Here is an 18,533-nt window from a genome sequence, read left to right as displayed (position 1 = left end):
GGGGACTACAGGGCGGGCGCGCGGCGGGAGGTCCGGGGTGAGGCTTTCCGCCGCGCCGGTCAGTTGCCAGGGTGTTGCCGCAGGGTGGCGCGCGCCGCGTTCGTGGCCTGGACGTCGAGGAGCACCTGCGACAGCTGGTTCTTCGTGATCGCGAGGCTTCCGTCCAGGATGGAGCGGATCGCGGCCTCCCTGACAAGGAGGGAGAGACTGGCCATCACACCGCCGGTGCGGAGATGGATGTGGGCGGCGTGGCGTACCAGCGTTCCGGGCCGGTGGCGGGCCAGCCGCAGCGCCCCCTCCATGTCGCCCAGGAGTGAGTGCCACATCTTCTTTTGCTCTTGGGTGCCGTTGAGTAGCGGGGGCGTGCGCAGGAGTTTGCAGCGGGCGGCGAGCTGGGCACCGCGGGGCCCGGTCAGCAGCGGTGAGTCCTCCACGTTGACACCGGCCAGCACGAACGTCGCGGGTACTCGTTCCATCAGGGTCTTGACCTGGTCGGAGGTGTCGGCGCCGGGCCGGGTACGGGTGTTGAGCAGGTGCACGTCGTCGATGAACACCAGCCGGGTGCCCCGCTTTAACATGACGTGGCACACGGCGTTGGTGATGGTGTGTTCGGTCATCCGGTCGTGGATCGGAATGCCGGCGAACCGGGCGAGGACCTTGGCCAGGTTCCTGGGCGTGTAGGTGGGCGGGACGGAAGCGAACAGCACGGGCATGGAGCCCTCCATGCCGGGCCGACGGCGCCGTTCGCTCAGTTCGAAGGACCGGCCGAGTTCCATGAGCGTGGTCGACTTTCCCGCCCCCGGCGGCCCGGACACGATCAGCCCGCGCCGGGCGGTACCCTGCTGCCGGTTGTTGACCAGGAGCGTCAACTTCAGCTGCTGAAGAGCCTGTTCCATGGAGCGGGTCTTCAGCGTCACGAACTCGGAGTGGTACTCCAGGAGCGTCTTTCGGCTCCAGGACGGATCCTTCACAGGCAGAGCGGGCACCCGCGGTTGAGACACATAGGCCTGCCACAGGACGCAGTTGGTGATTGGGCTGGGGGTGAGCAGACCGTCGTCGAAGAAGTCGTCGCTCGCGCACACGGTTACGGCAGCCACAGGTCGTTCTCCCGGCTGGTGTCGTCGAGGATGGAAGAGCCGTCGGCGACCTGGTCGGCATCCTGCTCGCCGTCGCTGGAAACAGACAGGTCGTCGTCCTCGTCGGGAACGGTGTCGTCGTCGAGTTCCGGCGCGGCGTACACGCCGGCCAGTCCAAAAGACAGCGTCGGAGTGCTCAGCACGTCGGGCCCGCCTGCTGGCACCGGCACTGCCCCCGAGGCGCGGGACTTGGCCACTACCCGTCGCTCCGAGCGAGACAGCTCCCCCTTCCCTGAGGCCCGCTTGAGGAAGTCGTCCAGAGCCAGGGCGAGTTCTGCCTCGTGCTCCTCGCGGGACCCGGTGCGCTTGACGACCTTGCAGATGTGCTGCCAGATGTGGTGGGTGAACGGAAGGCTCACCGCGGTGGCGTGAATCCACGGCACTTCACGGAACCCCTCGGGCAGGCGTACCCAGATCCGGGTCGGGTCGTAGGGGTTGTGGTGCACCTCCCGCAGGCGCCCCTTCGACCGCGTCCCAGGGCCGTGGTCTTCGTGGAGGCACTTGTCGTCGTAGGTGCGGTAGTCGAACCGGATACCGGCGCCGGTGACCGGCTGCCAGCGCACCGGCAGGAGCTCCACGTAGTCCTGCGAGCTCAGTACCACCGGCACGTACCCCGCCACCGGGAGCAGCGCCGCCCACATCTGGTTCGGGGTGAGGGCCTTCTTCGGCATCAGCGGATGGCGCAGGCCCTCATGCGGACGGTGGTGCCAGTGCACGAGGAACTCGTCCAGCAGCTCCTGCATCTCCTGCAGGGTCCGCAACGGCTCCTGCTCGACCTTGGAGCCCCGCTCGGACACGTTCGCCCCGGTGTGGCCCGGCAGCCACTGACAGAACAGAGAGTTGAGCGAGCCGAAGGTCCGCTCCTCGTGCGCCTTGGCTGGCCCGTTGGCCGGTGGCACGGGCTGCAGAGAGATCCCCAGGCTTTCGCACGCGGCCCGCGTGGCGGGAGAGACGAACACCTTGCCCTGGTCGACCACGATCATCTTGGGCACGATTACCGGGCGTGCCGCGGCGTCGTTCAACCGCTCATCCAGGCTGACCAGCCGCTCGTGGGGGATAACTGAGGAGGCCATCGACAGCGTCGCGGGCCAGTCGGGCCGCATCGTCATCGGCGTCATCATCTGCGCCAGCAAGACCGCCACATCGGTCAGCTTGCTACCCGGCGGCCGCAGAATTCCCCACAAGCTGCGGGTCGCCACGTCCAGTGCCGTGGTCAGCTCCGGCCGTGCCACGACCCCGTCATCCAGGACGCACAACACATCCACCGGGGTGCTGTCCATCATCACCAGCTCGCCGGGACGCAGCGCGACTGTCGGGGTGAACGGCGGCTCCGGGCGTGCGGCCCGGGCACGCCGCTGAGCCACCGTGCCCCCCAGGCCCAGCACCGCTTCCACCTTGTCCAGGAGCTTGTTGAACGTGGACTGCGGCGGGACCCTCACTGCGCCGGGACCGTGCTTCGCATCCAGCCACCACTGCGTTTCCCGGCGCATACGCTTCTTCCACCCCCGCGACCGAGAGCGCGGCGCCTCCTGATGCAGCAGTTTGCGAACCGCTTCGACTACCTCGGCGTCGGCCCGGCCGGGCAATGTCGAACTACGACGCTTGGGCACCAGTGCCCACACCCCGCCCGTGCCGTAGCGCGCACGCCACCTACGGACCGTTGCCCGGCTCACGCTCGTCCAGCCCTGCGCGGTGAGCTCGTCAGCCTTGGCCTGCTCACGCTGTGCCAGCGTGGTGGTTTCGGGGTTGTACGGGGGCTTCACCGGGCCTTCGCTGTTCGGCGTGGGGTAGCCGGTCTCCACCTCGCGGACGTGCTGCTCGATGGCGAGCGCGCGCCGCTGCTGGTCTTCGGACACGGTCGACAACAGGCCCGTCTGGGGTACGCGCAGACGGGGCGGGCCGTCCTTCATCTCGAAGGAGGGATCACCGATCAGCGTGGCCAGGCTGAACACCGCCAGCCCACACGCCTCATGGTTCTCGGCTAGCCAGATACGCGCCTGGGGTGTCAGGTTTCCCTCGATCCCGGCAACGGTCCAGTCACGGTCGTTGAATCGCACGGCAGCGCCGACTCCTGGTACCAGCCCATTCATCGTTCGACTCCCGCCGGAGATGCCACAGCCACGGCCCGCTCGTGCAGCGGGCTGTCCAGCCGCGTACTCAGCACTCCGGCCCACAGGGCGTGAAACACCGCAGGCCACACGGCGATCGGATCGCCCAGCAGACGGACCCCCTCGACCAGAGGCGTGGGTGTTCGGAAGCACTGAACGATCCGGGGCATCAGGCCTCCAGCACACCGCGGATGCCGGTAGTCGGCGAGCCAGCGCACATTGGCCTCCACCGCAGGCCGCGGCGGCCCGACCAGCCGGTAGTGCCAGCCGGCCGCGAGGGCCGCGGCCTCGACATGCCCAGCCCGCTGGACCAGGCGCCGCCCGGCTCCGCACCGGCCGGCACAGTCCACAAAGAGCCCGCTGCCGTCCGCGAGGCGAGCCACCAGGTGCGGCGCGTGCGATACGACCTTCCCGCTCCTGCCCCGCCACAGCAGCTCCACCGGCCGGCAAGCCAGTGCCACCACCTTCGGATCACGATCCAGCATCATCACCTGAGTGCGCATCGCCCCGAACCCGTAGTGCACCAGCCGCCCGGACGTCGCCGACCACCACCAGCCCGGCGCGATCCGCCGCCCCCGCAGCACCGGGAAATCCCGTACGGGAAGACACTCCTCCAGCGCCTGCTCCCTGCCCGCCTGGAGCCACGGCATCACATGCTCCGTACCGGACTCATCCACGAACCTCGCCTCCACCAGCGCGGGGTCGACGCGCCGGCCACGGAGCGGAAGCGAAACGGCGCGCGCCGATCCAGGCGGCTGCCCTTGTTCCCACACAGAAGCTTCAGACATGAAAGGCCACACTTCCTTCGAAACACGTGCTTGCGCAGATCCGGCGACAGGCGGGACGCTGCACCTCTGCGGCCGCCCCCACAGCTGCGCACAGATCGAGTGAAAGAGCTGGGCCGTCGCGCGCAGGCGCGGCGTGTACCAGCGTCTGCCGTCAAGCCCGAAGAACCGGCCCGGGGCAGGCCACCAGGCCCCCATCACTGGAGGTTTCACGGGCGAAGAAGCCCGGCACGAAAGCACCGTCAGCCTGCTGAGGACAGCAGTGGTCACGCCGTGAACGTACGGATGTCCGGGGCGAATGCAGCAGCATTGCCGCATCGGTCTGCTGCCACGCTCTGCTGTCCTCCAGACGCACGCGGCGGTCGCCCTTTCCCGTAGTGCTGCACCAGCTCCCCACGCAAGGGCGCGCTCCTCGAGTGCCCCGTGCCGGAGCAAACCCACCGGCTGCCGCCTGCGACGCCCCGAGGGCGAGCAGAACTCCGCCCACGCCACCTCACACACCTGTCACCTCGCACAAAGACCCATCTGCCGTCCACCTGAACGGACTTGAGGACGATCACTGTGGTGGACACGGCCTGGCACGGGAAGAACTTCCGGCTCGAACAGCTCGAACGAGCGACGCAATCAAAGCGGGGCCACCCCACGCCACTCGAACGGGCGTTTCGTCGAAGATCGGGCCGGGAATTCGTGCAGGTCAGATGGTCGTACCGGCGAAGAATCGTTCACCTGCCTGAACTAAAGCCCGTTCGGATCGGGCATGCTGCGCGGCGAAGCGACAGATCCCCCGCTTCGTCTGAGGAAGAGGGGGGCATGAACCGAGAGCGTGACGACCAACCGCTTGACCGAACAACACTTCTTCGGACTCACACATGAACGAACACTTCGTAGCAGTGGACGCCCTGATCGGGCGCGGTCCTCACCCGCCCCAGCTGCCCACTCCCGAAGAACGCCGCCACCTGCGGGAAGCCTGGGGTGCCTCCCTTGAGGAATTCGCCAGCACTCTCAACCAGGACACCGACGACATGGAGGCTTGGGAGGCCGGCCACCGGGGCGCCGACCAGGCCGACGAGATCGCCTACCTGCGCCTGCTCAACCGCATCAGACAAGAGCTGCCCCCCGGCCACGAACCAGACTGGGCAGCCCTACGCCGACGCCCTGCTCCCTCACCTCATCCGCCCCGACCGGTACCGCCGTGCGACAGCTGCGGACAGCCGATGGGCCGCTGCGAACACTGCGGCCAGCCCACCACCCATAACCCCGGGGGACGGTGGCTGCACCAGAACACCAACTGCGCCCCACAAGGCCCGCGCATCCCCCAACAGCCCGCGGCTCCCCAACTGCCGCTGCGCCTGCCGAAACCGCCCGGAGGCTTCCCTCTCGGACCATTGGCGGTCATCGACCACCACATCGACAATGACCGCCTCGTGGCCCACCTCAGACAGCACCGCAGCATGGAATGCCCTGCAAGAACTCTGCCTGACCTGCTCGCGTGGGCCTACACGCGCGGCATCGGAGCACCCCGGCTGCATGCCAAAGGGAATCACGTACCGCCGCTGCTCATCCTCACCGCAGCTGCCACCGGCTTCTTCGGACTTCCGCTGGCCCTGGACGATCCCGTCGAGCGGCTGCTGCCAGCCGACCACCCCGTCCTGGCTGACCTCGGCCGGGCCGGATGGCCCCCCACTCAGCCGGGCATGGGGCCCTGGAGCCGACTGCAGACCCGCGTGAGCGAAGGCCACCAAGTCACGGTCCGGCTCGCCGTCCAGCCCTGGGGAGCGGTGGGGGACAGCTGGGGGCTTCACGCCCTGGAGGCGAAGGACCTCGCCACGGTGACGACCCGCTACGCGGACACCGTACTGACCCCCTATGACACCCCCGCGGCCTGCGGCTCGGATCTGATGACCGAGCTGCGCCCGCCCAAACAGTGGGCCACACAAGCCCGCAGCGGCCGCCGTGTCCTGGAGCCCGCCGCACGCGGCGCCCTGACTGCGGCATACGACCCCGCCCCGCCCGAAGCGCCCGCGGACCACCCAGTGGCGGGCCGCGACCGGAACCCCGACGACGTCCTGCGCGAGGAGGCCTACAACTGGTACCGGCAGCCCGCCCGATGGGAACGGGAGACCTACCGCCACGTTGTCGCTCTCGCCGTCAACTTCGCCTTCACCAATGCCGCAGGCAAGCTCAAGATCGGCTACGGGCCCCCCGGTCCCCTCGAACATCAGCCGACGTTCGACCCATCCGTGCCAGGCACCTGGTACGCCGACCTCTCCGGCATCCCCACCGACTCCCGCCTGCCGTCCCCCTTCACCGCGAGCGGACAGCCGCCCACCGGCCCCACCTGGTATACGACCCCGACCCTGGCCTACGCCCAGCAGCTCGCGTCCCAAGCTGGCCTCACCATCAAGCCGATCAAGGCCTACCTACGGCACGGTAACGCGGGAACCTATCTCGAACCCTGGAACAAGCGTCTGCGCGAGGCCTACTGGCAAGTGCTGCGCCGCCTACGGATCGCCCCCGACGCCACCGGCTCCGTTTTCCTGCACGCCTGTGAGCAAGCAGAAGTCGAGGGCGACCAGCTGGACTGGATACTGCTGTCGGCCATCAAGGCCACCGCAGACGGCGGCATCGACAGGCTTCACGAAGACCCTATCGACCGCGACCGGGAACCCCACGAACGCTGGCCAGCCCTCAACCGCGTCACCTGGCGCCCCGACATCCGGGCCGCCATCATCGCCACCGCCCGCACCGAGCTGCACCGCAAGATGACCAGCATGGCCAACGCGGGCCGTTACCCGGTGGCGGTGCTGTCCGACCGCATTGTCTACCCCACCACCCGGCCTACGCCGCTGGACATCCTGCCCGACGAGCGCCCCGTCCCAGGCAGCTTCACCCTCAGCCCCCGCTTCGGCCACGTCACCCTCGAAGGCACTCACACCATGGACTGGGCCCACACCCTGCTAGCACGGCACATCAATCCCGCCGCAGGGATCAAAGACCCCGACGCGCATCTCCCCCTGCCCCGTGAGAAACCGTCCCACCCCGCGGGTCCAGACGAGCCTGCGCTCCTGTTCTAAGCGGGCATACCTCACCGTGCCGTCGCTACTCGCCACCCGCCTGGCCCTCCGAGCAGGCAGGACATCTCCTGCCTGCTCGGGCACGCCGGTGGCCTGACCTCTTCATCGCCCGTTATCAGGACGCTGCCGAGGGCGAACCGCGCGGCCTCAGCGCGGTACCGGCGGCCGCCTGCTCCTGACAACAATCTGGGCCCACACCAGCCCCAGGAGCCGTTCGCTCCGTCTGACCCCACCGACTGGAAAGCCCCCGACATGATCCTGTTCTATGCCTTCACGGACGCCAGCGGCACGTGGCACGGAGACCCCGACGCCGACATCCACGAACCCCAGCCCAGGCACGGCAACCTGACCCTCCCCGCCCCGCCCCAAGCTGGCCCCGCAACCAGCCTGTTCGCCGGCCAGACGCTGCGCGTGCTGTACGCCGCCACCGACCTCGAGCCCAGCGCCACCACCTACCAACTCGACAACGGAGACTGGGTTCTGGCGTCCTGGCACGTCCACGAACTCCTGTCAGCCCCCTATCAGACAGCCGCCCATGCGCCCCCATCCGACCCTCCACCGCCTGCCACGGTGCCCGTCGCCAAACTGGAGATCTATGCCGCCAACCGCCGCTACAGCTTCGACGCGGAACAGCTCGATGGCGGGCGAGTCGAGGTGAACATCATGATCACCTCCACCGCCGGCGAGATCTACGGAGCCCTCACAGGAGAGACCGACGCCACAGACCTGGCCCATCTCTCCCGTCTCCTGAAAGCAGCTGCCGACGCCTGTCCAGCGTCACCCCCAGCCCCGTCGGCACCCGCCCCATCGGCCAAGCCTGCCCAACGTGGCGCACCCTGGACCGAGGACCTGCTCGACCTTCTGCGTGCCGCCCACGCAGACGGAAAGGACGAAGCGACGCTCGCAGAGGAGTTCGGACGCAGCGAGGCGGCCATCCGGTGGAAGCTGTGGGACCTCCGCCTGGAACCCTTCCCGAAAGACCTCGTCCCCGATCGGCGTGCGAATACCATCCCCGAGCAACCCAAGGCCTACACCGTGACGGACAAACGCCAAGCACACCCGAACGCCTACAAGAAGTGGGAACCCGAGGACGATCGCCTGCTGGCCCGGCGGGCCGCCGAAGGCGCCGCTATCGCGGAACTTTCACAGGAGTTCGGACGCGATGAAGGGGCCGTCATCAGTCGCCTCAACAAGATCGGCGCGATCGGGCCCGCAGCAGACGAGGCCGCCCGCTACACCTACTGAACCTCCATGACCGTGCTCCTTGCCCCTCATCCGCCGTGCACGTAATGTATATCCCAAATCAGATATCGGATTTGGGATATACGGGGAGGGTAGAGGTGCTGCTGACGACGGGGCAGGCTGCGGAGGAGCTGGGTTGTGCGGTCACCACTTTTCGTCGCCTGATCCGTGCCGGGTTGTTGCCGGGCCTGTCGCGGCGTGGGGTGCGAGTCATGGTCCCGCTCGCCACCATCCAAGCCCTCACCGAACGTCATCTTGCCTCGCTTGACCGGCTGGAGGCCCCCGAGGTCGCGGTGCTGCGTGTCGATGCGGCCCGGCAGGTCGCCGAGGGCGACCGCCAGTGGATCGGCTTTTCTACATCGCTCGCACCGGACGATCTCCTGAAGGCGCTGCGGGGCTGGTGGCGTTGTGACGCGGCGAGTATCGCGGCCGGGGGAGTGCTGCCGGTGACCGTGTCGGGCTACGTCGTCGCCGTGCTCACCGGCCTGGAAGGGTGGGAGAAGAACGAGCACGGGCGCCACTGCTTCCCCCAGGCGCGGCTGGCCGGCTACGTCACCGATCTCGCCACTCCGGTTAAGGAACTGACCGGGACCACTACCGCCGAGCGGCGTCTGGCCGGCCACCTGCTGGGCACTCGCCTGCCCTCCCATTCCGGTGGGGCAATCGCCTACGTTCCCACCCGCCGCAACGGCTGAAGCGCCACCCGAGCCAAGGAACACGATGGACGCACACAGCTACACCGCCGCTCTCGCCGAACTGCGCACCGTGCGGGATGAGATCAAGAAGACGCAGGCCGCACTGGCCAGACTTGAGGCTGCGCGGGACAAGCAGATCGCGGTGCTGGCCGGGTATGAGAAGGCGAAGGCGGAGCGGATTGCGCCGGCGGCCGGACTGAGTCTGGCCGAGGTCGTTGCCCTGGCCCCGGCCCTCGCGCCCGACAGCCTCGCCACGACCGGCGACGACGCGCCCGACTCGGCGACGGCCCCACCGGCCACTGCAGCCCAGACCGCTGATGACGCGGGCGCGGCGCCGCAGTCTGCTGCCCCGGCTGCGGGAACGCCAGCCCCCGCCATGTCCACCGCGCCAGGCAAGCCCGCTGGCCCGTCAGCGGCCGAGGCGCCCCCGCAGGATTCTTCCGGTCCGCCGCCCGCCGTCCTGGGCACGCCGCGCACTCTGCCCTCCATCCCCGAAGGTGCCGCGGGCGACGGGTGGTTCACGCACACTGCGAACCTGGCCTCCACACGGCCGAACTTCACCCAGCAGGCCCGCTCCACCGTCTTCCTCGACACCGACACCGGCGTCTTGGTCCATCGCGACCAGACTCACCGGCTTGAGCTGGGATCAGGCTCGGCTGCGGAGATCCTCACCGCCGTCTTCCGTACCCTCCCCGGCGGCGTGGAGCGCATTTACATCACCGGCGGTGACTCCTGGCACCGGGACGCCGGCCGCTATCCCTACCTGCGGGACGCGGTTGCGGCCTGGCTGAACGCGCCCACGCCGGGCTGGCGCACCGACACCGGCCGTGGCAGGGACCGGATGGCCGGACACTTCGTCCATCCCCGCAACCCCGTCGCCCGCTACCAGCGCGAGAACGGCGAGGAGCATGTCGAGATCCGCTCGGTGGGGGAGTGGTTCGACCTCGACGGTGACGAACCGGCCGTGGCCCGCGACGCGTTCGTGCTGCTGTGGCAGGCCCTGCGCCGCCACTGGACCGACGCGGTCATCATGGGCTCCCCCTCGCAGACCGGCCGCGACCTGTGGACCCGCACCATCCCCGCCCGCGGCCAGCACGCCGAGGGCTACCCGGTCCTGTCCGAGGAACTGCGCGGCCTGCTGCACGCCACCGCCGGGCAGGGCCGCACCGAACTCATCACCCCGCCCCGCGTCCCCGAACAGCTCCCCGCGCTGGTCGAGTACGACCGCACCTTCGCCTACGCCAAACACACCTGGAAGTCCCCGGTCGGCACCCCCCGCCGCATCACCGCCGCCACCTTCGCGAGCTGGTCCGAGAAGGAACAGACCCGGGCCCTGTACGGCTGCGGCCACTGGCACGTCCGCGTCACCGTCCCCGACACCTGGAACCACGTCGGCCTCCTGCCCGCCGCCACCCCCGGCGAACGCGCCTGGCACTACCCGGCCGCACCGGGCACCACCTTCACCACCTGGGCCGGCGGCCCCGAAATCCACACCGCCCTGGCCAACCCCATCGGGCCGTGGAAGATCGAAATCCTCGACGGCATCCTCTTCGACGACGGCAAACCCCTGGACGACTGGGCCAAGAAACTCAAAGACGCCTGGACCAACCTCACCACCCAGGCCCACTTCCAAGGCGACGCCCAACAGGCCCGCGCCGCGCACCTCGCCTCCCGCGCGGTGCGCGCCATCCTGCTGTACGGCATCGGCTCCTTCGCCCAGCGCCCCCGCACCGTCACCGGCACCACCCCCCGCCACCTGGAACGCGACGTGCCCCCGGACGCCGAAATCATCGGCTTCGACGACGACCTGATCACCTGGCAGAAGCCCACCGGCTTTGCCCGCGACCCCAACGCCCACCCCGAATGGGCCGCCGCCATCTGGTCCGGAGCCCGCGCCGCCCTGCTCAGCCAGCGCCACCGCGACCAGGACACCTACGCCGGCGCCCTGCACACTGAGCCCGGCAGCGTCATCGCTTTCCGCACCGACGCCCTCTACCTCACCAGCACCCACAACTGGCCCTACCACCACCAGCCTGGCGACTACCTCTACAAGGGCCACCTCATCGGCCCCCTCGCCGCACCCACCAGCGAAGAAGACCTCCTGCAACTGCGCGACGCCGGACGCGCCGCGCTCGCCCAGACACCGGCGGGCGCCTGATGCCGCCCCGCCGCCGCCCGGCGCCGCAACGCAACGAAGCCGCCCAGCTCGCCGACCAACTCCAAGCGCTCGGCTACACCAAACGCGACATCGCCCGCATCATCAACCGCGACGCCTCCCTGGTCTCCCAGTTCTACACAAAGAACAAAGGAGCCGCCTTCGTGGCCGCCCTGCGCGAAGTCCTCACCGCGGTCGAGACCGGCGGCATCACCGACCTGCCCGCCCTCACCACCCTCGCCGCCCGCCACATCACCCGCCGCACCACCGCCTCCGGCGCCCGCGCCCGCGTCCGCGCCAAAGCCGTCCTCATCACCCCTACCGGCACCGGCACCGGCCGCGTCGGCGCCCAGGCCATCGCCTCCGGCTCCGCCCGCCTGCGCCCCCTGATCGCCGAAGCCGCCCGCCAGCACCTGCGCCTGGCCTTCACCGTCCGCCTGGGCAAGAGCGGCTACGTACACCCCTCCGGCAGCCGCACCGACTCACCCGGCATCCGCCGGGACGTCATCCAGCGCACCGACCACACCGAGGAACGTTCCTATGGCTCCGCCACCACCGGCGGCTTCGACGCCGCCGACTTCGCCCGCCGGGTGGACGCCACAGGCGGCGACGTGACCGCCGCTGTCCACCAGTGGCTGGTGGACAGCGGACGGATCCACCCCGAGGCGCACATCACCCACCTTGAGGTGCGCACCTGGCGGCCGCGTAACGCGGGCAGATGACGAGGGCGAGGCCCGCTAGGCGGCCGTGGGCCTGGTGTGGGCCCACTCTCGGACAGCGGCCTGCAGGGTTTCGGCGCTCCAGCCGAGTCGCTCGCGCAGGTTTTTGCGGGCGTAGGTGAGGCTGGAGCGGACGCTGCTGGCGGGGATGCCCAGGGCCCGGGCGGACGCCTCAGGGGACAGACCGCGCAGGTGCAGGTCGAACACCTGCCCCTGCCGGGTGCCCAGGCTGCGTACGGCGTGGGCTAGTTCTCCCGCGCGGCCCCCGGGAGTGCGGCGAGCTGTCTGTGCCCGTCCGATAGGGACGGGGCTGGCCGGCTCGGGCCGCCGGTCCCACAGCGGGCGCAGCGCGATGCGCAGGTCGGCGATGTCCCGGCGGATGGTGGACGGGCTGACCTCGCGTTCTCGGGCGATGTCGGAGACCTTCATCCCCCAGGACAGCTGGAGGGCGACCGCGGCCTGGCGGTGCGGCAGCCGGGCCAGCAGGTCCAGGAGTTCGACGGTGTCTGAGCCGCTGTGCGGCGCCTGCGCGCCGCGCAGTGCGGCGATGCTGGCGATCTCGGCCACCGGCATCTCCCGCCGCCGCGCGGAGCGGCGGCGGGCCTCGTTGAATGCCACCTCCTTGGCGTAGGCGACGACACTGTCGATGTCTTTGGCCCGGGCCTCGACGCGGTCGATGGCGGCGTCGGCTGCGGGCTCGGCGATGTCGTCGCTGAAGCCGCGCAGCGCCAGGTGCTCGCGCAGTGCGGCAAGGAGCTGCGGCCGGTGTCCGTCCCACCGGGCCGGGCGCTGGGGGGACAGCCCCGCCATGATGGCCATCTCAGGAGGCCATCCGGCTGGGGCGGTAGCCCACGGCGAGCGGTGTGAGGGTCGCCAGCAGCACGGCGATCTCCTGGGCCTGCCAGCCGAGGACGGCCAGCACGATCACCAGGATCGTCACCGGGCCTCCGAGCAGCACCTGTTCTTGGTGCAGCGGGTGCCGCCGGCCGCGGCCGGGAGTGGTGGACCAGACGGCAGTAGGCCAGCCGGGTGCCATGAAGGGGGTGTGGGCATGCGGAAACAAGGACATGACGCTCCAAGTGTGTGAAGGGGACCGCCGCCGCGCGCATGAATCGGCCAGGAGACATTGGTTACGGCAACACGGACCCGCCAGTGACGCTTCCTCAATTCTGCCTGCTCACAGCCTATTTGCCCCTGCCGTGTGGCGGACGGGAGGTGTGGCCTTTTGCACGTTGAGCGCTATGACGCGAAACGGCCCTCTGGTGGCATCTACAGGGCGAAGGCGAACCTCTGCCCGCAGGGGGCGCCGGTGTGTGAAGGGGACCCGCCGCAGCGCTTCAGGCCAGGAGACAACGCGGCGGGCCCCGACCATCGAGATACGTACGCACCAAGGCCACGGGACACAGGCGTCGGTGTACACGTGAAGGTGTACGCGGCTGGGAGCTAGGCCGGCAGCGCGACAGAAGGCGGACTCTCTGTCCGGCGTGCGAGCTGGCTGCCGGGTTCGGGCGGGGCCGGTACGGAAGGGATCGGTACCGACAGTTCCCAGGCCACCTCGTCGGTGACGGGATCGAAGCCCCATCCCTGAAGTGCCCCCGTGGCGGCGAGTTGGTCCAGGATCGTTGTGAGCGCGGCGTGGGAGAGGCCGGCGGCCCGGGCGAGCTGGTCGGCCTCGGCGCGGCCGTGCGGGCTGTCGGGGAGGGTGTATACGGCCAGCTGCAGGGTGATCAGCCGGGCGGTGGCCGTCTGGTCGCGCACCGCGGGGCCGGTGAGGGTGCGCAGTGCCCAGTCCGCGGCCTGGGCGCGGCCGTGGCGGCCGGGTACCTGGGTGAGGACGGCGGCATCGAGGAGTACGGCCCGCATGCTGCCGGTGTTCTCCTTCGTCGGGGAGTTGGCCGGTCGCCGTAGCCACTGTGCCTGTTCCAACTCCCGCCAAGGGGCGGAGGAGTGGGCCATGCGCATGCTGCGCAGCACCCCGCGCGCCAGCAGGAGCCGGCCGCGGGTGTCGGCGCGCAGCGCGCACTGCAGCGCCAGCAGGCGTGACTCGGCCGCAGTGCAGGCGGGCAGGGCGGCTGCGAGGTAGCTCAGCATCTCCCGCACGCGAGTCACGGCGGTAGGCCCCGGCAGCCGTCGGGCAGGCTGCGCCGTCTGGTGGGCCGACGCGGCGGGCGGCGTAGCCGCGGGTAGGGGGTCGGGCACGATGGCGGTGTGCGGGATGGCGTGTGCACACGCGGCACAGACGTCGGCCAGCCGCCAGCCGCGCCCGCCGTGCTCGCGGGCCAGCGCCAGCCGTACCGGGCCTGCGCAGCCGCGGTGTCGGGCATGCCAGGGACAGCCCCGCTGCCGGCACTGGCAGGTCCGCAGGTGCCCGGCCAGCGTGTCCATGCGGGCGTGGAGGGCCAGATGCCTCAGGGCGGCGGAGCGCGCCGAGCTCGCCTCAAGCGGGGTCGCCCGCGGTGCGCAGCGTTGGCAGGCCAGCACCGGCCCGCCCGCCTGCGGGTGCAATTCCACCGACCACACCCGGGGCAGGGCGGCGTGCATGGAGAGCCTCATCGGGCCCGATCTCCTCCTGTCTGGGCGTGCGCCGAGGGCTGTCCGGCGCTAGGTGGGGCTGGTGTCCGGCCGCATGGTGATGCAGCCGCAGATGTCACCCCTTCCCTAGCAAATAGTGCAGAGGTCTGCACTGACGGGGCAGGGTCCTGCACCTTCGGATGGTGGAGTGACGATCTTCCCGCCCGACCCCAACCTCAACGCCCTGCGCGTCTCACTCGCGCGGCTGAGGGGCGAGCGCGGATGGACCTTCGACGAACTCGCCGACCGCAGCGGACTCGCCCGCCGCACCCTCATCGACCTCGAACACGGCCGCACCACCGGCAGCATCACCACCTGGCACGCCCACGCCTTCGCCGTCCCCATCGACCACCTGCTGGGCACCCTCTGCGACGGACACACCCCCTCCGGCACCCCAGACGCCTGACCCGCCGCCAGCAGGCCCCTGACCCCGCGCGCACACACCACCCGGACGGTCACCCGACGTCGCACACACGCGCCATCATTCGCGCGCCTGTAGTAGACGGTTGGGCCGTTCGCCTGACCTGAGCGGCCGCGAACCACCCACCACGGAGTGCCGCCTGGCAAGTTGCCCGCCATGCACCCCCACACCCGAGCCCGCCACTGGGACGGCAGCCCCGCCACCACCACGCCCCGCCGTCGACTGCGCGTCGCCCCCACCAGCCCCAGCCGCCTGCTACGCACCGGCCAAAACGGCCACTGCCGCGACTGCGGCAACCGCATCGACTGGTACCCGCGCAGCAACCACCGGCCCATCGCCCTGCACCCACAGGAAGTCGCCACCCACGCCGTCGCGGACTCCTGCCGCTGGCACCTGAGCGGAGGCATCGCCTACCGACACGCCGACGCCACCGCCTGGTGCCGAATCCCCCACACCGTGCTCTGCCCCCGCCACACCAGCGACCGCCCGCTCGGCCCCGACATCGAAGCCCTCCGCCGCCACCTGGCCCTCCACACACGCCGCCTCATCGACACCGGCACCTTCACCCCACCCACCACCCCCACCTGCAACCTGACCCCCGCACGCCTCACCCGCACCCCAGAGCGACCCGTCGTACAGATCCTCTACACCCGCTACCTCGCCGACCGCCCGCTCACCTCCATCCAGTGCGTAGCCCAGACCCGCCAACGCCGCCGCTGCCCCCACCCCATCCTGAACCCCGCCGCCCCCACCGGCACCTGGATCCTGACCCCCGCCCACCCCATCCGCCCCGGCCAACTCGCCCTGCCCGACACCCCTATGGCGCTCTACGACCTCAGCCACCTGCCCTACGCCGAACAACTGCGCTGGCGCGCCCAGCGCTGCCCCGCCCACGCCGCCACCGCGAGCGCCCCCGATCTCACCCTGCCCGGCTGGCAACGCTTCGACCCGCTCACCCACCACCCCCATATCCACGCGTGCCTACCCGACACCGCCCCCGCGGCACAGGAGGCCTGACCGTGCCGCACCACGCCCTGGAAATCACCCTGACCAGACCCTGCACCCGTACCGAACTCGACCGAGCCCGCCGCATCCTGCCGCTGGCCACCAACCACGACACCACCCGCCTGATGGCCCTCGTCTCAGCCAAGTCCCCCCACCAGGCCCTGCGCCGACTCTGCCACCGCCTCGATGCCCGCCTGCCCCTGGACGCCGTGACGGCGCACTACCCGGATGCCAACGGGCACGTCCTACTCAGCATCGACCTCCCAATCGAGGCCAATACCCTCCTGCGCCGCGCAGCCGCCCAACAAGGCCAACCTGTACACACCTTCGTGGCACAGGCCATCCACCACGCCCTGGCCCCAGCAGGCCCGACGCGACGCCGACCAGCTCGACCACACCCTGCAGCGCCTCCTCACCCGCACCACCGCCCCGCAACTCCTGGCCGCCGTCGGCCGCGCCCTCACCCACCCCACGACAGGTGCACCGTGCTGAACCCCACCGACGAACAGACCGCCGCAGCCGACGCCTTCCACGCCGGCGACCACTTCGCCCTCCAAGCGGGCGCCGGCACCGGCAAGACCACCACCCTCGCCCTGCTCGCCTCCGGCACCAAACGCCGCGGCCGCTACCTCGCCTTCAACAAAGCCATCGCCCAAGACGCAGCCACACGCTTCCCCAACACCGTCACCTGCAAGACCGCCCATGCCATGGCCTTCGCCGCCATCGGCCACCGCTACACCCGCCGCCTCAACGGCCCCCGCCAGCCCGCCTGGAGAACCGGCCAATCACTGGGCATCACCAAGCCCATCCGCATCGGCCAACGCGATCTGTCACCCAAGGCCCTCTCCTACGCCACCCTGCGCACCGTGACCCGCTTCTGCCACTCCGCCGACCCCACCATCACCCACCACCACATCCCCCACCTGCGCGGCCTGGAAGACCCCGACCTACACACCCAACTCGCCGCCTGCGTCGTACCGTTCGCGAGAAGGGCCTGGGCCGACCTTCAGCACCCCGACGACGGCGCCGTCCGCTTCGACCACGACCACTACCTCAAAATCTGGGCCCTGTCCGACCCCAAGATCGACACCGACTTCCTCCTCCTCGATGAAGCCCAGGACACCAACCCCGTCGTCGAACAGATCTTCACCAACCAGCGAGGCCACGCCCAACTGGTGATGGTCGGCGACTCCGCCCAGGCCATCTACCACTGGCGCGGCGCCAAAGACGTCATGACCAGCTTCAACGGCACCCCCCTGACCTTGTCAAAGTCCTTCCGCTTCGGCCCTCGCCTGGCCAGCGAGGCCAACCGGTGGCTGGCCATCGCCGACGCACCCATCCGCCTCGAGGGCACCGAGACCATCCCCACCGAACTCGGCGACGTCGAGGACCCCGACGCGGTGCTGTGCCGCACCAACGTCGGGGCCATGGCCGAAGTCATGAAGCTGCTGGGCACGGGGCGCCGCGTCGCCCTCGTTGGAGGAGGAGACACCCTGCGCGCTCTGGCCTCGGCCGCCCGGGAACTGAAAGAAGGCCGCCGCACCGGCCACCCTGAACTGGTTCTGTTTACCTGCTGGGGCGACCTCCAGGACTACGCTACGCACGACCCGGCAGGATGCGACCTGCTGCCGCTCGTCGACCTGGTCGACACCCATGGCGCCGATGCCATCCTCAACGCCGTCGGCCAGCTCACCAGCGAACAACAAGCCGAGGTGACCGTCTCCACCGCACACAAGGCCAAGGGGCGAGAGTGGGGCCGGGTGAAAATCGCCGGCGACTTTCACCCGCCCAAAGACAGTGGCCAGCACGATGAGACCGGCCACCCCCTCCCTGGCCCCGTCGAGGACGCCGAAGCCCGGCTCTCCTATGTCGCAGTCACCCGCACCCGGATGCTCCTCGACCTTGGAGGGCTGTCCTGGATTCACCATCACCCCGACGGAACCGCTTACGAAGTAACCCACAACAACAGCGGTAACTTGGCCAGCTGAGAGTGAATGGCGCGCTCAGCGAGGTTGCACTACACCTCAGAGGTCGTGTCTTTGGTGAGCGGTACCTCGCCATTGCACGCCCAAGCGATCAGGTCGCGGCGATCTGCGCTAGTGGCGGGGATGCTGGCAGGCGTCGGGATGGATATCACCCACCGGCTGCGCGTGAAGCATCGGTCGCCCTGTCGACGGATCCGCCTGTAGCGGCCCCGATGCAGTCGTAGATGCGCACCGCCTGCCTCAAGTCGACCATGGCGGCCTCTAGATCACCGGTGAGGACCAGGCTGCGCGCGGCGCCCTCCAAGGCGCATGCCTCGTCGAGGGGGCTGTGCGCTCGGCGTGCAAGCTCCAGAGCTTTGCGGTGTGCGGCCAGCCCCTCCTGGGGGCTGACGACTCTGGTGCGGAGGGCCCCCAGACTGTTCCAGACTTCCGCCTCGCCTTGAGGATCTCCGACCCTTCGAAAGAGGTGGAGGGCCTGCTCGAAGAGTTCGGCCGCACTTGCGTACTCACCCGATGCATACCGTGTGCGTCCAAGCCCGTGGAGGGCGTTGGACCGCCCGTGCCGATCTCCGAGTTCCTCAAACAGGGCTAGTGCCCGCTCATGAAGCTCCCTGGCTGCCGCATAGTCGCCGGTCGC

General features: G+C 69.9%; 15 protein-coding genes. 8 read left to right on the top strand and 7 right to left on the bottom strand.

What is annotated here, in order from left to right; all coding sequences use genetic code 11:
• Positions 1 to 59 precede the first annotated feature (59 nt).
• From GCN81_RS28305 to GCN81_RS28295, 3 genes are read right to left on the bottom strand one after another with little or no spacing between them, the layout of a single operon-like run.
• Positions 60 to 1,097, bottom strand: a complete 1,038-nt coding sequence (locus GCN81_RS28305; RefSeq protein WP_156724757.1) for an ATP-binding protein — start codon at positions 1,095 to 1,097, stop codon at positions 60 to 62.
• Entirely contained in the window at positions 1,085 to 3,193 is a 2,109-nt protein-coding gene (locus GCN81_RS28300; protein WP_197287614.1) for a transposase, read from the bottom strand. The genes GCN81_RS28305 and GCN81_RS28300 overlap by 13 nt, the downstream gene beginning before the upstream one ends.
• Before the next feature lie 29 nt (positions 3,194 to 3,222).
• Entirely contained in the window at positions 3,223 to 4,032 is an 810-nt protein-coding gene (locus GCN81_RS28295) for a TnsA-like heteromeric transposase endonuclease subunit (RefSeq protein WP_197287613.1), read from the bottom strand.
• A gap of 866 nt (positions 4,033 to 4,898) precedes the next feature.
• Here GCN81_RS28295 and tap point away from each other — a divergent pair.
• The 5 genes from tap (at position 4,899) to GCN81_RS28270 (ending at position 11,917) form a co-directional block, all read left to right on the top strand.
• Entirely contained in the window at positions 4,899 to 7,103 is a 2,205-nt protein-coding gene (tap, locus tag GCN81_RS28290; protein WP_156724756.1) for a telomere-associated protein Tap, read from the top strand.
• Positions 7,104 to 7,355: 252 nt separating this feature from the next.
• Positions 7,356 to 8,348, top strand: a complete 993-nt coding sequence (locus tag GCN81_RS28285; RefSeq protein WP_156724755.1) for a hypothetical protein — start codon at positions 7,356 to 7,358, stop codon at positions 8,346 to 8,348.
• Positions 8,349 to 8,443: 95 nt separating this feature from the next.
• A complete protein-coding gene (locus tag GCN81_RS28280; RefSeq protein WP_156724754.1) occupies positions 8,444 to 9,040 on the top strand; it encodes a helix-turn-helix domain-containing protein in 597 nt (198 codons plus the stop codon).
• Positions 9,041 to 9,065: 25 nt separating this feature from the next.
• Positions 9,066 to 11,198 carry a hypothetical protein gene (locus GCN81_RS28275; protein WP_156724753.1) on the top strand — a complete coding sequence of 711 codons (2,133 nt, stop codon included), beginning with the start codon at positions 9,066 to 9,068 and terminating at the stop codon, positions 11,196 to 11,198.
• Positions 11,198 to 11,917, top strand: a complete 720-nt coding sequence (locus GCN81_RS28270) for a helix-turn-helix domain containing protein (RefSeq protein WP_156724752.1) — start codon at positions 11,198 to 11,200, stop codon at positions 11,915 to 11,917. Before GCN81_RS28275 ends, GCN81_RS28270 begins: the two co-directional genes overlap by 1 nt.
• A 15-nt stretch (positions 11,918 to 11,932) precedes the next feature.
• On the opposite strand, the gene GCN81_RS28265 is transcribed toward GCN81_RS28270, so the two are convergent.
• The 3 genes from GCN81_RS28265 to GCN81_RS28255 form a co-directional block, all read right to left on the bottom strand.
• Positions 11,933 to 12,733: a sigma-70 RNA polymerase sigma factor region 4 domain-containing protein gene (locus tag GCN81_RS28265; RefSeq protein ID WP_156724751.1), complete on the bottom strand. Its 801-nt coding sequence runs from the start codon at positions 12,731 to 12,733 to the stop codon at positions 11,933 to 11,935.
• A gap of 1 nt (position 12,734) precedes the next feature.
• Entirely contained in the window at positions 12,735 to 12,983 is a 249-nt protein-coding gene (locus tag GCN81_RS28260) for a hypothetical protein (RefSeq protein WP_156724750.1), read from the bottom strand.
• 374 nt (positions 12,984 to 13,357) lie between these two features.
• Entirely contained in the window at positions 13,358 to 14,467 is a 1,110-nt protein-coding gene (locus GCN81_RS28255; protein ID WP_197287612.1) for a hypothetical protein, read from the bottom strand.
• A 166-nt stretch (positions 14,468 to 14,633) separates the two neighbouring features.
• Here GCN81_RS28255 and GCN81_RS28250 point away from each other — a divergent pair, with 166 nt between their 5' ends.
• The 3 genes from GCN81_RS28250 (at position 14,634) to GCN81_RS28240 (ending at position 17,899) form a co-directional block, all read left to right on the top strand.
• The gene (locus GCN81_RS28250) at positions 14,634 to 14,891 is read left to right on the top strand and encodes a helix-turn-helix transcriptional regulator (protein WP_156724749.1); all 258 of its coding nucleotides are present in this window, start codon (positions 14,634 to 14,636) and stop codon (positions 14,889 to 14,891) included.
• A gap of 171 nt (positions 14,892 to 15,062) precedes the next feature.
• Positions 15,063 to 15,923 (top strand): DUF6083 domain-containing protein, encoded by an 861-nt coding sequence (locus GCN81_RS28245; RefSeq protein WP_156724748.1) that lies wholly within the window; start codon positions 15,063 to 15,065, stop codon positions 15,921 to 15,923.
• 476 nt (positions 15,924 to 16,399) lie between these two features.
• Entirely contained in the window at positions 16,400 to 17,899 is a 1,500-nt protein-coding gene (locus GCN81_RS28240) for a UvrD-helicase domain-containing protein (protein ID WP_156724944.1), read from the top strand.
• 145 nt (positions 17,900 to 18,044) lie between these two features.
• Here the strand turns inward: GCN81_RS28240 and GCN81_RS28235 are convergent.
• Positions 18,045 to 18,533 (bottom strand): tetratricopeptide repeat protein (locus tag GCN81_RS28235; RefSeq protein ID WP_156724747.1); only part of this gene is annotated, 489 nt, incomplete at its 5' end.

The sequence above is a fragment of the Streptomyces apocyni genome (genome assembly GCF_009739465.1).
GTDB lineage: Bacteria > Actinomycetota > Actinomycetes > Streptomycetales > Streptomycetaceae > Streptomyces > Streptomyces apocyni.
The sequence above is the reverse complement of the archived record's forward strand: the minus strand, read 5'-3'. Positions and strand labels throughout refer to the sequence as shown.

Coding starts and splice junctions, on each gene's coding strand:
- GCN81_RS28295 (WP_197287613.1), bottom strand. CDS start 4,032: ATGTCTGAAGCTTCTGTGTGGGAACAAGGGCAGCCGCCTGGATCGGCG.
- tap (WP_156724756.1), top strand. CDS start 4,899: ATGAACGAACACTTCGTAGCAGTGGACGCCCTGATCGGGCGCGGTCCT.
- GCN81_RS28285 (WP_156724755.1), top strand. CDS start 7,356: ATGATCCTGTTCTATGCCTTCACGGACGCCAGCGGCACGTGGCACGGA.
- GCN81_RS28275 (WP_156724753.1), top strand. CDS start 9,066: ATGGACGCACACAGCTACACCGCCGCTCTCGCCGAACTGCGCACCGTG.
- GCN81_RS28270 (WP_156724752.1), top strand. CDS start 11,198: ATGCCGCCCCGCCGCCGCCCGGCGCCGCAACGCAACGAAGCCGCCCAG.
- GCN81_RS28265 (WP_156724751.1), bottom strand. CDS start 12,733: ATGGCCATCATGGCGGGGCTGTCCCCCCAGCGCCCGGCCCGGTGGGAC.
- GCN81_RS28260 (WP_156724750.1), bottom strand. CDS start 12,983: ATGTCCTTGTTTCCGCATGCCCACACCCCCTTCATGGCACCCGGCTGG.
- GCN81_RS28255 (WP_197287612.1), bottom strand. CDS start 14,467: ATGAGGCTCTCCATGCACGCCGCCCTGCCCCGGGTGTGGTCGGTGGAA.
- GCN81_RS28245 (WP_156724748.1), top strand. CDS start 15,063: ATGCACCCCCACACCCGAGCCCGCCACTGGGACGGCAGCCCCGCCACC.